This window comes from Parvularcula sp. IMCC14364 (genome assembly GCF_030758415.1).
In the GTDB taxonomy this organism is placed as follows: domain Bacteria; phylum Pseudomonadota; class Alphaproteobacteria; order Caulobacterales; family Parvularculaceae; genus Aquisalinus.
This window is the reverse complement of record NZ_CP132334.1, coordinates 2,651,642-2,665,680: the sequence shown is the minus strand read 5'-3', so window position 1 is coordinate 2,665,680 and position 14,039 is coordinate 2,651,642. Positions and strand designations below refer to the sequence as shown.

The window sequence follows — 14,039 nt, the reverse complement described above, 5'->3', positions numbered from 1 at the left end:
TACGATAAATTCGATATGTGGAGCGACAGTGATGAGGAAGAAATACGTACGGGTTGGCTTTACACCGGCTCAAAAGGCAGAGCTGTGGGAGCGATGGCGACGCGGCGAACAAATGAAGTCGATCGGGCGAGAGTTCGGAAAACCATCTTCGAGCATTTTCAAACATATTCGTTCGACGGGTGGGTATACTCCGGTTGAACGTCGCCGCGCGCCCGGCTGTTTGAGTTTGGCTGAGCGTGAAGAGATTTCTCGAGGACTTATGGTGGACCGATCCATCCGATCGATTGCACGCGCTTTGGGGCGTGCTGCTTCAACCATCAGCCGGGAGATCAAGCGCAATGGTGGCGCCAGGCGTTACCGCGCGGTCAAAGCAGATAAGCGCGCCTGGAAGCAGGCCCTACGTCCGAAGCCTTGCAAGCTGGCCATGCATGATGAGTTGCGGCAAGTTGTAGTTTGCAAGCTTCAGCGCCATTAGTCACCACAGCAGATCGCCGGCTGGTTAGCGCGGGCGCACCCAAGGCAAGAGGCGATGAACGTGTCTCATGAAACGATCTATCGAAGCCTATACGTACAGGCGCGCGGTGTGCTGAAGAAAGAGCTCGTGCAGTATTTACGAACGTGTCGCCAGTTACGCGGTTCAAGACATGCGCTTAAAGGCAAAGACCCACGCGGACAGATCAAGGATGCGGTCTCGATCAGCGAACGACCTGCTTCGGTGGAGGATCGCGCCGTCCCCGGTCACTGGGAAGGTGACCTGATTTGTGGTCCCAAGCATAGCTTCATCGTGACCCTGGTTGAGCGTCACTCGCGCTATGTGATGCTTGCAAAGGTAGCCAACCGGCGCACTGAAACCGTCGTCGATGCGTTGATCGAACATGCCAACAGAATCCCAGACGAACTCTATAAATCCCTTACCTGGGATCGAGGCCATGAACTGGCAGAGCATAAGCGCTTCACTGTTGAAACGGATATCGAAGTCTATTTCTGCGATCCGCAAAGTCCATGGCAGCGCGGCACGAACGAAAACACCAATCGGCTATTGCGCCAATATCTCCCCAAGGGAACGGATCTGTCAGTGCACTCCCAGGAGCAGTTGGACGCGATCGCCAGAGAACTAAATGAGCGCCCAAGAAAAACACTGGACTATGAGACCCCAGCTGAGCGATTAAATACCTGTGTTGCGATGACCGGTTGAATCGGCACCGTTTAATTAGCGCTGGAGAGAGGGCGCGCAAATGGCGGATGAAGCCGAAGTCGTAATGTGCCCTACGCACTGGAAATGTGACGTCTCTTAATGGTATTTATGTTCGGGCAGGAAGTTGAATATGATTATGAACTTTGGCTGTAATTGTGAAGCGATTAGGAGTCGGTAATGAAGACTAAGGGTAAGACAGTGACTTCACTGATTGGATTGGTTTTATTCGTATGTGCATTCACTCCAAGCATGGTGGCAAAAAACTGTGATTACAGAGGGCAATATGTATGTCTCGAATTGCCGGTTGGGGCTAATGTTCTCTACACAGCTGGTGTGGACTTTTATGTTCATGAAGTTGCCATCAAGGGGGAGATTGTCGCCTCGATTTATGAGGGAGCTGCACCGCAAACCCTTTCTCAGTTGTCCGGTAGCTTAACAACTCAGGAGATACTAGGTGGACAGTTTAATGCGGTTACATTAGATTCTAATGATAAGAGCATCTATCTGCTCCAAATGGGCGAACCGCATAGCCAAGATTTTGTTGAGGTAACAAGTTTTACATCCAGCGGTCTTTTCTCGGTTACCCAGAATATATCAATTATCCAAAATTGAGCAAGTTGGGTGTATGAAGCCCAAAGCGTAGTACGCCAAACCTGATTATCCGGTCTGACCATAAGTTTCGCTAAAGGCTGCACTGTCTTCTAACGACTGCTCATATTGGTAGCTTGACGTCCATCAAGGTGGCGCTGATTTTGTCTGCTTACGGAGCACTTCATGAGTGCGGTGTGTTCCGGAGATTTGTCCCGTATCTGCGCAGCAGCATTTCATGCCGTAGCGCATTACGGGATGACGCGGGGAGGGATTTCTGCCCTGACCTCTGGATGCTTGAGAGGGCAGGGTCTGTTTTGCGTTATCCCCCGATACGGGCTTGTACACGGAAGGTCTGGGTGTTTTGGGAGACGCTGCCGACCATGCCGACAGACCAGTTATCTGAGGTTGAGCTGCGCATCTGGAAGCCGCCGCCAAAGGCTGTTTCCAGGCCACCAAAGCCGTCGTCATAACCGCCAAAGCCGCCGGCGATTGTCCAGGTTTCATCCTTGTTCAGATAAAGGTCGGGGATCGCGGCGAGAGAGGCGGTGCCTTCGCGCAGCTCGCCGATGGCGCCTGTGTTGATGGCGATGGCCGAGGCGTTGAGGTCAATCAGGCTCGAATTGGAAGCGATGGCGGCAGAGTTTGCCGAGATAGCTGTGGCGTTTGACGAGACGCTGGTTTGCAGGGCTGAAATATTATTAGCGTTCGTCGTAATTGCGGTACGGTTACTGATAATATCTGCCGAGTTGGTGTTAACCTGCGCCTGCAGGGCCCCGCCATCGCTGGCGAGATTGCCGTTGGCATCTGTTGTAACAAGCTCAATCGCGCCGGACTGGGCTGCGGCGCTTTCTGCCGAGGTGATGCCAGCCATGGTGACCGTGTTACTGCTGGAGCCGACCACAATCTGGTCTGCTCGCGTTGTCGTTGCGCCCTGACCGATAGCGACGGAGTTGTCGAACTCGGCCGATGCGTCCGCGCCGATGGCAACAGCGCCTGCGCCAGAGGCACTCGCGCCAACACCGTCATTATTTGCATCAGTACCAAGAGCAATAGAGTTGCTACCAGAGGCTGTGGCGTTCTCGCCAATCGCTGTCGACTCAATGCCGGTCGCTCGTGAGTCTTCGCCAAGCGCCGTTGCCCCTTCAGCCGAGGCGAAGCTGCCCTCGCCAACGGCCGTGGAGTCCTCGCCAAAAGCCTGGGCATTTGCGCCAAGCGCTGTCGCGTCATCTGCGCTTGCTGTGGCGGAATCACCTATGGCCGTTGAGTTTTCTCCCGTGGCAGAGGACTGGCCGCCAACAGCGACGGCAAAATCCTCATCTGCTTCCGCCCCAAAGCCCACAGCGGTGGCACCAAGACCATCAGCCTCCGCGCCCGCCCCCAGTGCCGTAGAAGCAGTGCCGTTGGCAGTTGATTCATAACCAAGGGCAGTTGAATCATCGCCTGTGGCACCAGTGTCGTCTCCGACTGCTGTTGATCCGTCCCCGGATGCATCAGCGTTGTCTCCTACCGCAGTGCTGTCATCGCCAGTTCCATCAAGACTGCCACCTGTAACACTGTTTTCCAGAGTTGTGAGGCGGGCATCCAAACCGCTGATCGCAGCCGTGTTCGTAGTGATATTGGATGTATTTATATTGACTGATGCAGAGATAATGTTCAGTTGGCCGACATTCACGGCGTCTGTATCTTCTGTCCCGTCTGCCACATTGGTAATCTGTCGCTCATTACCGTCAGAACCGACGGAAATGCTGTCTTCCCGGTCTGTAACGGACCCGGCGCCCAATGCCACGCTGTTTGCGAAAATCGCCGATGTGTTGGCCCCGAAAGCCAGGCTGTTGTCAGCCGCGGCTGAGCTCAAAGTGCCAAGGCTAATGCTGTTGACCCCGCTTGACAGGGCATCGTTACCCATCGCGATCGCGCTTTCTTCTTCTGCACGGGCATCAATGCCAACCGCGACGCTGTTATCAGCTACTGCATCCGCAGACGGGCCAAAGGCAGAGGCGTTTTCACCGGTTGCGTCCGAGTTATTGCCCATAGCGATGGCATTTCTAGCCGTCGCATTAGTGTTGGTGCCTATTGCTATGGCTGTTCTGGCGGTGGCGTTTGCATCACTGCCGATGGCGACGGTTTGTTGCGCTGTTGCGTCGGAAAGTGCACCGATGGCGATCGCAGAGAAGCCACTGGCGAGATTATCTGTTCCGATGGCGAGGCTTCTCTGCGCAGTGGCGATGGAAGATTGGCCCAGCGCCATGGATGAGTTGCCGCTGGCGACGGTATTGATGCCAAGAGCCACAGTGTCCGTATTGCTGGCCTGGGCGCCGTAACCGCCCGCGAAGGCCGCGCTGCCGGAGGCTTCTGTATCTGCGCCAAGGGCGACGGCGTAATCACCGCTCGCCTGAGCGCCAATGCGGACACTGGTATCAGAAGCGTCATCGACATCATCTCCGTCGCTGCCAATGGCGATGGCACCTTCGCCGGAGACAATAACACTCCGACCAACTGCAATGGCGCGTTCACTGGCTGCCATGGCACCGGCGCCAATGCCCAGCGCGTCGGCGGCTGTGACAAAGGCGCCAGCACCGACAGCAGTAGAATCCTCGCCAAACGCAGAGGAGGCATTGCCGAGAGCCGTGGCATCAGCGGCTGATGCCACGGACCGATAGCCGATGGCTGTCGCGCTGCCGCCACTTGCTACGGCAAGCGAGCCGACAGCTGTTGCCTGAACATTTGTGGCTTCTGCGGCCGCCCCGATAGCGGTTGAGGCGCTCCCGCTGGCAATGCTCTCTTCGCCGATGGCTGTGGCGCCGCTGCCGCCACTGGCTTCTGCATCTGTGCCGCAAGCGAGATTGCTGTCTTCGCTGCTGTTGTCTGTGGCGTTTGCAACACCATCGGCAATGCCGTCGCCGTCCGTGTCGAGGGTACAGGTCTCGGCATAGGCCGCTCCTGGCAGCATGGTCCAGCCCAAGGCTATCCCTAGGCATATTGTACTTACACTGAGAAAAGTTTTATTGAGAAAACAGGTCTTCATTTCAAGGTCCCTTCACCATAGCTCCACTGATGGGGACAGCATACAGGGCAGTGGGGGAATGACCAGAAATCTCATCCTTTTGCGGCGGTTTATGTGCAAAATTTTCTTCTTACGGGTCGGGCCTGGTGGTGGATGCTATATCGCTGCTCGCATTTGCTGTATTAAACACGCGGGAAACCGCGGCATGATGTGGCGGTGTTATGGCGAGAGGGACAGGTGAGGATACGCATTGCCCACGCGGAAGATGGCGCTGAGATTGCGCGCCTTTATGCGCCTATTGTCAGGGACACATTCATTTCTTTTGAGGAAACGCCGCCGGGCGCTGATGAGATGGCGCAGCGCATTGAGGCGACGGTGCGCACGCACCCCTGGCTTGTGGCGGAAAGTGATGCGGGCATCAGGGCCTATGCCTATGCCACGACACATCGCACGCGGGCTGCATATAAATGGTCCTGCGATGTCAGCGTCTATGTGGCTGAGGCGGCGCGGCGTCAGGGCCTTGCTTGCGTTCTTTACGGGCAATTATTCGCGACACTGACGAAACAGGGATTTGGCAGTGTATTTGCCGGGATCGCGCTGCCAAATGCAGCCAGCGTGGCCCTGCATGAGCAGATGGGGTTCAGCCCCGTGGGGGTCTATCCGCGTGTTGGCTTCAAGCAAGGCGCGTGGCGGGATGTGGGCTGGTGGGGGCGCGCGTTGCAGGCCCTGCCGGATCAGCCGTCACCGCCCCTGGCTTTCGGCCAGAACCGGGCGTGTTTCTATGACACGGTGCTTGCCGGTGGGGCGTAGGCAATCAGCGTGCCCGGGTTTGGGCCAAAATTGACGGTTGCGAAAGTAAATGCAAAGGCAGAAATCGGGACGTAAACAGCCTAATAACAAGCGCATTAGTCGCATGCAGAGCTACGACGATAAGAACCAACCTCGATTGAAGAGAAATCCCCAATACGTTCCGTCAGGAAGCCTGATTGACAGTTCATAATCGACATCGCCAGAGCTATCTGGAAATACGATAAGTGAAATCGAGGGCGAGAACGACAGTTCAACTTGTTTCGAGGAGCCGTCGGTGAATTGCGGAAGAGGTTTGTCTAGAAACCACCTCGGTCCATAAGCTCTAAAATTGCCATCGGATACGGTGTCGGAAATTAGGGGGCACTGACCGTCAACTATAAGTCGCCAGTTGTCACTCTCGACATGCAGCGTCAGTTCTCCGTGCACGGTGCGGCGACCATTTTTTAACAACTCAATTTTCGGAATGCCATACTCAAACCATATGTGTGTACCAATGCTGCGCCAGACATGACAGCAGCGGAGATCTTCGTGCGTACTTATTTCCTTCGGAAAACCCATTCTGGACAGCTTACCTGCGCGCGCCTATTCGGTAAAGCATTCGTCCGATAAAAGCTCCTGTACCGCCATTGGCGGTATGCACGGAATTGACCGTTCTTGGCGAATGCCCGTCGTTCAAATTGGGCGTAGCGCCTGGACATTTTTCGGCAGGGCTGCGGGCTCTTTTGTTCTGGCTGCCTGTTATTCATCTGTACGGATGAAAACTTCTTCTATGCTCAGGTCAAAGGCTTCGGCGATATCGAAGGCGAGGGGCAGGGAGGGGTCGAAGCGTCCGTTTTCAATGGAGTTTACGGAGTTTCGTGAGACCCCCAGATGTTCTGCCAATGCTGCCTGGCTCCAGCCGCGTGCCTGGCGTAATTCCCGGATATGGTTTTTCATGGTCGCCTAGCGGGCCGGGCCTGACATGCGCGCGCGCCACAGCATGTTGAGGGCAACGGTGCAGATTGCCTGGGTGGCGATCACGGCCATAAAGCTCAAGGTTACAATCATCAGGACAAGGTCTTCCTCAAGTGACGGGCCGTCAGCAAATAACATGACCACGCCAAGCAAGGCGTCGTGCACAGCCGGGACAGCGAGCAATATGGCGATGAGGCTGCCGCCGCTGATCCAGCCCCACTGGCTTGCAAAACGTGCCGCGCTGCGATGCCATTCATCCATCTCCTGATCTTTTACCGCTGCAATGATCAGACTGCCAATGACCACGATTGTGGTCGCGATGCCTGTGGCGAGGAAAACAATCGCGTCTGGCTGGTTGCTGAGCCATGGCAGGGACGCGAGAAAAGCAAGGGGCGCGAGCACGACAAGGATGCCGAGCCATCTGGTGGAGGCCGCCATGGCAGGGGATGTCTTTTTCATTTCCGTCTCCTTTTTTTCAGCGCTTCAGGCGCGCTGCCCGCTGGCTGGTGTAATGTGACAAGTAAACTTTGCATATCTGGTGGCAAATGACAAGTTTATTTGTCATATTTTTGCGCCCAGCCCTTTGCGGGCCTGTTCTGATCCTGGTGACAGCGCGCTGAGAGCGGCAGTGGCGGGTTTGCAGGAGTGGCCCTATATCTGCCGGGATGGAGTTGGACGCATGACACAGCATTCCCTTTTTGACGATCAGCCAGCGGCGGCGCAGGCGGGAGCCCCGGACTGGGTGCCGACACGGGCTGCCGGGCTGGCGCGGTTGCAAGCGTTCCTGCCCCATGCGGGCCGGGCCTATGCCAGCACCCGCAATCATGATTACGGCCCGGCGCGCCGGAACAATATCTCCTGCCTGTCTCCATGGGTCCGGCACCGGCTGCTGCGTGAAGAGGAGGTGCTGCGGGGAGTGTTGAAGAGATACAGCCTCAGCACAGCAGACAAGTTCGTGCAGGAAGTTTTCTGGCGCAGTTATTTCAAGGGGTATCTTGAACAACACCCTGATATCTGGGCGGACTATCAGCAGGGGCTTGACCAGGCGCTGGAAAATCTCGCAGGCAATAGCGGCTTGCGCGGGGCCGTTGAACAGGCATGGGCCGGGCAGACCGGCATTGGCTGTTTCGATGCATGGGTGCAGGAGCTGACAGAAACGGGGTATCTGCACAATCATGCGCGGATGTGGTTTGCCAGTATCTGGATTTTCACCCTGAAACTGCCCTGGGTGCTGGGGGCGGATTTTTTCTACCGTCACCTGCTGGATGGGGATGCGGCGTCCAACACATTGTCCTGGCGCTGGGTTGGCGGATTGCATACGAAGGGCAAGACCTATCTGGCAAGGGCCAGCAATATAGAGAAGTACACGGATGGAAGGTTTGCGCCGGCAACGGGCCTTGCTGATGAGGCCCCCGCGCTGGACGAAACGCTGCCAGCGCCCTTCCGGGCGTTTGTGCCGCCACCGGCCCCGAAAGTTGATGCACCTTTCGTGCTGCTCGTGACGGAGGAAGACTGCCAGCCACAGAGCCTGTCACTGCCTTTTGCGCCGGCCGCTGTGATCGGCCTGGTGGCAACGGACACGCGCTCCCCCCTGCCGGTTGGCGCGCGGGCAAAAGATTTCGCGCAAGGGGCCGTGGTTGACGCCGTTGAGGTGGTGGCGGCTGAGGGGGAGATCATCAGTCAGGTGAGCACACGCGATGACTGGGCAACGGCGCTGATGGAGATGGCGACACGCGCCGGGGCAAATATCGTGGTGACGGCTTATGCGCCGGTTGGTCCCGTCGCGGACAAGCTGGCGGGGGTGGCAACCATTTTGGCTGATAATGGCATCACACTAGTGCAGCTATTGCGCGATTACGACAGCGCGTGCTGGCCACATGCCCGCAAGGGCTTCTTCGGGTTGAAGAAGAAAATTCCCGTGTTGGCGGCAGAGCTGGGGTTGTGCGGATAAGTCGGTATAGGGAGGTATTCGCTCAGCCCATTGAGTCCACCGCATCGCGGTGACCGTGTTTGCGACGGTCCGCATTGCGGGTGCTGAAAGCGAGGGTGATCCAGCTTGTATGAATTGCGAGACCGATGAGGAAGACGGCGATGCCCGGCAGGGGCCCGAGGGTCATGCGGTCAAACAGTTCCTCCAGGCTTGTCAGCGGGGTCGGGTGGATGATGATCTTGCCATAATAGGCCAGTGCCTGAAAACTCAGTATCCACATGTAATTGCGGCGCAGGCGGCGACCCAGCGCGCGCCAGAAACCGATATGATATTGCGGGGTGAGATAGTCCTGCGCCAGTACATCTTGCCACTCGCCCGGCTCCGGCGTGGAAGAGCGCAACAGCATCGGGGCGTAGAAATTAGTCTCGATCCAGCGGGCCCTGGCGCGCCAGACATTGAAATAACGGTAACGGCGCGCTTCCAGAATCAGGAACATGAAAATCAGGATACCAACAAGCAGCAAAGGCAGGGGCGAGGCATCCGGGCTGGCGAAGCTGATCGACATGGCCAGACCGAGGGTGACCACGGACCAGTTTGTGGTGGTGTCCAGGCGGGTGCGCCAGATGGTTGAGCGGTAGACTTCACCCCGGTAAAGATGGGCGAGGGCGCCAATCGCCGCAGAATCGAGATTATTGCCCGTGCCGCCCGGCGGTGTCTCCCAGTCTTTCCAGTTATTTTCCATGGGCGTATTTGTCGGCAGTTTCAGCCCCGTTGGCAAGGTTGCATTTTGCCAGTGCGCTAAAAGCGTATCACTGGCAGATATGGCTCGCCGAAGACCGCAAGCGAAAAGCCGATACTGAGGCCGAGCCAGGCATAGAAGACATAAAGCCAACCGGGTCTGACAGTGCGGGCACTGAGGATCATCAGGAGCAGCAGTGACCCGGTGACGATGGCCGGGAGTGTCCATTGCCCAAGCCCCAGATCAAGGCTGATGCGCATCTCGTCATTCGGGTTGTTCATGCTGACAATGGCCGCCATCAGCCGCTGGATAGCGGCAACCACGACCAGATGCAGGCCAAGCATGGAGGCACTGCCCCGCGCCATCAGGAAACCGATGATGCCCTGACCATATGTCAGGGCGGGACCGGCAGCGGCGATCAGCAGGGCATGACCCGGCTCAACCGGGCCGACAGGGCGCACATGATTGATGGTGGCAACAGCTTCATAGCCAAGGGCAATGGCCATGATGAAATGGGCGGCCTCATGCGCGATGAAACTGAGAATAACGATAAGGACAATGGACGTAATCGTTTTCATGCAAATTCTCCTCTTCGCCCAAAGCACAGCTTAAGCAGGCTAATGGCTAGAGGCAAGTTCCGGAGCGGGGGTTGACTTTATGCGCTACATTTGTAGCATCGCGACAAATGTAGCGCTTTGAGGTTTGACCATGCTTGACCATTTGCCGCCGCGGGAACGCGAAATTGTCACACTACTTTATGAGCGCGGGGCCATGAGCCCGGCTGCGATCAGTGAAAACCTGTCAGAGGCTGTCAGTGCCCAGGCCGTGCGCTCCATGCTCTCGCGCCTGGAAGGCAAGGGCTATGTCAACCGGCGGCGCGAAGGGCGCGGCTTTGTGTATGCGCCAAAAATTCCGGAAGATACGGCGCGCCAGACCGCGTTGCAGAAGATTGTCGGCACGTTTTTCGGTGGCTCCGCTGTCAATGCGGCGTCGGCCCTGATCGGCATGTCTGACAAGCTGGAAGACGGCGATATTGAGCAGCTTGAAGAGATGATTGCGAAGGCGCGGGCTGGTAGTGATCCGTCATCTGACGAAAAAGGTGAGGTGTCATGATGTTGTGGGCGGTGGAACTTGCATTGAAATCTGTTGTGGTGGCCGCGCTGGTGCTGTTGGTGCTGTAGCTGTTACGCAAACGATCTGCGGCTGAGAGGTCTTTTATGGTCCATAGCGGCTTTGTGGCGTTGTTGTTTTTGGTGCCGGCAAGCCTGTTATTGCCGGGTGTATCTGTAACCCCGGTGAGCGGATTTGGCACCGCCGAGAGTCCTGTCCTGAGTGATGCGGATCGGCAGGTTCGGGAACTGGTGGCGGAGGCGACATCGCGTGCCCCCGAAACAGATAGTGCTGTGGTATCAGGGCAGGGAGAGGCCGCAGACGGGCCTTTCGTGGTCATCAGTAAAGAGATGGTTGCCGCATGGGCCCCGCAGTTGGTGCTGGCGATCTATGCGGTGCCTGCTGCGCTGATGCTGTTGATGATCCTGTTCAACCTGACGGAGCTTGTGCGCATTCGTCAGTCCTCCGATGTGGTACAGTCGCCCGTATGGCTGAGTGCGCTGGCGCAGGCGCAGTCTGACTTCCGATTCCGGGAAGGGGCGGCGCTGTTGATCAGTGAGAAAGTCAGTTCGCCGATCAGCTGGGGGTTCATCCGTCCGGTGATTGTTATTGACCCGGAGACAGTTGACGCCAGCAGCGACCAGGCAGCCGGTATTATTTCCCATGAACTGGCCCATGTGATCCGGGGGGACTGGCTGAAACTGTTGATTTCGCGCGCTGCTGTGGCGGTTTTCTGGTTCAACCCGCTGGTCTGGCAACTGGCGCGTCAGGCCCATCAGTTGCGCGAAGAAGCAACGGATGATACCGTTCTGATGAATGGTGCCAGCCGGACGGGCTATGCCAAATTGCTGGTGGATGCGGTGCGTCATGACAATACGCACGGGGTTGCTGCGGCCCATGGTGTTGCGGCGGGCAAAAACTCCCTGCGCCAGCGTGTCGAGCGGGTGCTGGATGAAAATGCCCGGCGTCAGGCGATGGCATTGCCCGCTGGTCTTGCGGCGCTCGTGGTCATGCTTTTATGCGCGGCCCCGGTTGCGGCCCTGACCTTTCAGGAAACAGCCCCGACCTATCCGCCGCTGCTTGCCAACATGCCGGAGATTGTGGAAGCGCCTGCCTTGCGCGTCACGCCGCCTGCGCCGGTTCTGCCTGATGTTTCTGTGCGGATGGAAAAAAAGGCACCGGCGATGCACGCGCTGGCACATGACCCCGATATTGACCAGCTTGTTGAAGCAAAAATTCATGGGGTCACGCCGACTTATGCCGAGGAAATCGCAATGGCCTATCCGGGTCTCGACAACATCACACTGGATGCGCTGATCGAGTTCAGGATTCACGGGGTGAGTGCAGACTATCTGCGCGGCCTCCAGCGCGCCGGATTTGGCACACTGGGTGTTGATGAAATTGTCGAGGCGCGTGTTCACGGCATCAGCGCAGAATTTGCACGGCAGATTGCCGATGCCGGTTTCCCGGATCTTGATTTTGACGACTTGCTGGAATTCCGGATCATGGGCGTGACGCCAGACTATATCCAGTCTTTCCGGGACATTGGCTATGACGATCTCGATGCTGATGACATGATCGATATGCGCGCCCATGGCGTGGACGTGCGCACTCTCAAAAAACTTTCCGACCAATAAGGATATTCCACATGCGTATCATAAAAAAAACAACAGTCAGTGCCGTGGTGGCAAGTGGTGCCCTGCTGCTGGCAGGTCTGGGATTGCCCGGTTCGGGCGTTGCCCAGGCAGCTGATGGCGCGATTGACTGGCGCATCACGCCCGCCACTGATGCCCTGCCAGAGGGACATGTAAAACTGCATTTGCGCCAGATCACCACACGTGGCGGGCAGATGAACAGCAGCGATCATTTTCCCCTTGAGGACCTTGAAGGGTTGCGGGCGCAGGACCTGAATGCTGCGGGCAGCCGGGAGGTATCCTTTGCCATGCGCCGCGATGCCGGGGAGCTGACCTGTGACGGGCAGGCGGGGGAGGGGGCCGGGATTGGCCTGTGCGATTTTGCTCCGTCATCAGCATTTTCTGATGCATTGGTGGCGCGTGGCCTCGATGCGCCCAAGGAAAGCGAGATGTTTCTGCTGGCCCTGCAGGACGCGAGGATTTCGCTGCTGGATGACATGAGCGCAGCTGGATATGACGTGCCTGAACTGGATGATTTCATCGCACTGGTCATTCATGGGGTAGACGGTGATTATGTGCGCGAGCTTGCGTCCGTTGGGGTGCGGCCTGATGATCTGGTCGGCTTTCGTATTCATGGCGTGACAGCCGATTTTGCCCGTGCCGTGCGCGATATGGGCCCCGGTTTCGCCGATCTTGACAGTGATGACCTGATGGCGATGCGGATACATGGCGTCACGCCAATCGTTGCAAACGAGTATGCGGCGCTTGGGTTTGATGGTCTTGAGCCGAAGGAACTGATCGCCTTTCGCATTCACGGGGTGACACCGGCTTTTATCGCTGCTGTCCGGGATATGGGGTATGAAGATATTACCGCGGATGAACTGATCGCGTTCCGGATTCACGGTATCAGCGCGAGCTATCTGGAGGCGTTTACCTCGCGCGGTTATGCGCTGCCGGCGCCGGATGAGGTTGTGTCGATGAAGATCGCCGGGTTTGACCCGCGCCGGATGAAGAAAAGCGCAGAATAGGCATTTTGCCGTTGCCGGCCGAATGGCTCTCTTGACCCCCGGGTTGACGATCAGTAGCGTCCGGCCAAACTGATCCGGGAAAGATTTATGGCCATGGCCGACGGTGAGAAGAAAGACCAGTCCTTTCAGGGGCTTATCATGACGTTGCAGCAATATTGGGCGGCTCATGGCTGCGTGATTTTGCAACCCTATGACATGGAAATGGGCGCGGGCACGTTTCACCCGGCGACAACCTTGCGCTCGCTGGGGGAGAAGCCCTGGAAAGCGGCCTATGTGCAGCCCTGCCGCCGCCCGACCGACGGGCGCTATGGCGCGAACCCGAACCGCTTCCAGCATTATTATCAGTTTCAGGTGGTGTTGAAACCGTCCCCGGACGATATTCAGGAACTCTATCTTGGCAGTCTTGACGCGCTCGGCATCGATCGGGCGATTCACGATATCCGTTTCGTGGAGGATGACTGGGAGAGCCCGACGCTGGGGGCCTGGGGCCTTGGCTGGGAAGTCTGGTGCGACGGGATGGAAGTTTCCCAGTTCACCTATTTTCAGCAGGTTGGTGGTTTTGACTGCAAGCCCGTGACCGGCGAATTGACCTATGGTCTGGAGCGCCTCGCGATGTATGTGCAGGGTGTCGATAACGGGTATGATCTGGACTTCAATGGCGCGGGTGTCACCTATGGGGATGTTTTCCACCAGCAGGAGGTTGAGTTTTCCGGCTACAATTTTGAATTGGCAAACACGGATGATCTGCTCGACCAGTTCCGGGAAGCGGAAGCGGCCTGCCTGAAAACGATTGAGGCAGGCAAGGCGGCTGGCAAGTCTTACGCGCTGCCGGCCTATGACCAGTGCATCAAGGCGTCACACCTGTTCAACCTTTTGGATGCCCGGGGTGTGATTTCCGTGACGGAGCGCCAGTCCTATATTCTCCGTGTGCGTACTCTATCCAAGGCCTGTTGTGAAGCGTGGCTGGAAAGCCCGCAGGGGCGCACGCAGGGCGCTGGTGTCGTGGATTATGACTAGCCGTCTGCAGGCTGGCCTTGGCGGTGT

Annotated in this window: 12 protein-coding genes and 1 pseudogene; 8 read left to right on the top strand and 5 right to left on the bottom strand. The window is 57.3% G+C overall.

The genetic code is table 11. The annotated features are described in order from the left end of the window. The first annotated feature begins 31 nt into the window (after window positions 1-31). Together RAL90_RS12365 and RAL90_RS12360 are read left to right on the top strand one after the other, a co-directional pair. Window positions 32-1,195 (top strand): annotated as a pseudogene (locus RAL90_RS12365) (IS30 family transposase). A 177-nt stretch (window positions 1,196-1,372) separates the two neighbouring features. Then, window positions 1,373-1,807, top strand: a complete 435-nt coding sequence (locus RAL90_RS12360; RefSeq protein ID WP_306251065.1) for a hypothetical protein — start codon at window positions 1,373-1,375, stop codon at window positions 1,805-1,807. Between the two features lie 298 nt (window positions 1,808-2,105). Here the strand turns inward: RAL90_RS12360 and RAL90_RS12355 are convergent, their stop codons facing one another. Further along, complete coding sequence (locus tag RAL90_RS12355) at window positions 2,106-4,748, bottom strand: hypothetical protein (protein ID WP_306251063.1); 2,643 nt, start codon at window positions 4,746-4,748, stop codon at window positions 2,106-2,108. 279 nt (window positions 4,749-5,027) lie between these two features. Between RAL90_RS12355 and RAL90_RS12350 the strand changes: the two genes are divergently transcribed. Beyond that, complete coding sequence (locus RAL90_RS12350; protein WP_306251061.1) at window positions 5,028-5,600, top strand: arsinothricin resistance N-acetyltransferase ArsN1 family B; 573 nt, start codon at window positions 5,028-5,030, stop codon at window positions 5,598-5,600. Window positions 5,601-6,338: 738 nt separating this feature from the next. On the opposite strand, the gene RAL90_RS12345 is transcribed toward RAL90_RS12350, so the two are convergent. Then, a complete protein-coding gene (locus tag RAL90_RS12345) occupies window positions 6,339-6,536 on the bottom strand; it encodes a helix-turn-helix transcriptional regulator (RefSeq protein WP_306251059.1) in 198 nt (65 codons plus the stop codon). Window positions 6,537-6,542: 6 nt separating this feature from the next. Continuing rightward, window positions 6,543-7,013, bottom strand: a complete 471-nt coding sequence (locus RAL90_RS12340) for a hypothetical protein (RefSeq protein WP_306251056.1) — start codon at window positions 7,011-7,013, stop codon at window positions 6,543-6,545. 220 nt (window positions 7,014-7,233) lie between these two features. Here RAL90_RS12340 and RAL90_RS12335 point away from each other — a divergent pair, with 220 nt between their 5' ends. Beyond that, window positions 7,234-8,505, top strand: coding sequence for an FAD-binding domain-containing protein (locus tag RAL90_RS12335; RefSeq protein ID WP_306251054.1), 1,272 nt, complete (start codon window positions 7,234-7,236; stop codon window positions 8,503-8,505). 22 nt (window positions 8,506-8,527) lie between these two features. Here the strand turns inward: RAL90_RS12335 and RAL90_RS12330 are convergent, their stop codons facing one another. Next, entirely contained in the window at window positions 8,528-9,262 is a 735-nt protein-coding gene (locus RAL90_RS12330) for a DUF2270 domain-containing protein (protein WP_306251052.1), read from the bottom strand. Between the two features lie 20 nt (window positions 9,263-9,282). Then, window positions 9,283-9,801, bottom strand: coding sequence for a hypothetical protein (locus tag RAL90_RS12325; RefSeq protein WP_306251050.1), 519 nt, complete (start codon window positions 9,799-9,801; stop codon window positions 9,283-9,285). 130 nt (window positions 9,802-9,931) lie between these two features. On the opposite strand from RAL90_RS12325, the gene RAL90_RS12320 reads away from it, so the two are divergent. From RAL90_RS12320 to RAL90_RS12305, 4 genes are all read left to right on the top strand, one after another. Next, window positions 9,932-10,336, top strand: a complete 405-nt coding sequence (locus RAL90_RS12320; protein ID WP_306251048.1) for a BlaI/MecI/CopY family transcriptional regulator — start codon at window positions 9,932-9,934, stop codon at window positions 10,334-10,336. Between the two features lie 104 nt (window positions 10,337-10,440). Beyond that, entirely contained in the window at window positions 10,441-11,970 is a 1,530-nt protein-coding gene (locus RAL90_RS12315; RefSeq protein WP_306251046.1) for a M56 family metallopeptidase, read from the top strand. A gap of 11 nt (window positions 11,971-11,981) precedes the next feature. Beyond that, window positions 11,982-12,995: a hypothetical protein gene (locus RAL90_RS12310; RefSeq protein ID WP_306251045.1), complete on the top strand. Its 1,014-nt coding sequence runs from the start codon at window positions 11,982-11,984 to the stop codon at window positions 12,993-12,995. A gap of 93 nt (window positions 12,996-13,088) precedes the next feature. Continuing rightward, complete coding sequence (locus tag RAL90_RS12305; protein ID WP_306254057.1) at window positions 13,089-14,012, top strand: glycine--tRNA ligase subunit alpha; 924 nt, start codon at window positions 13,089-13,091, stop codon at window positions 14,010-14,012. Window positions 14,013-14,039 lie beyond the last annotated feature (27 nt).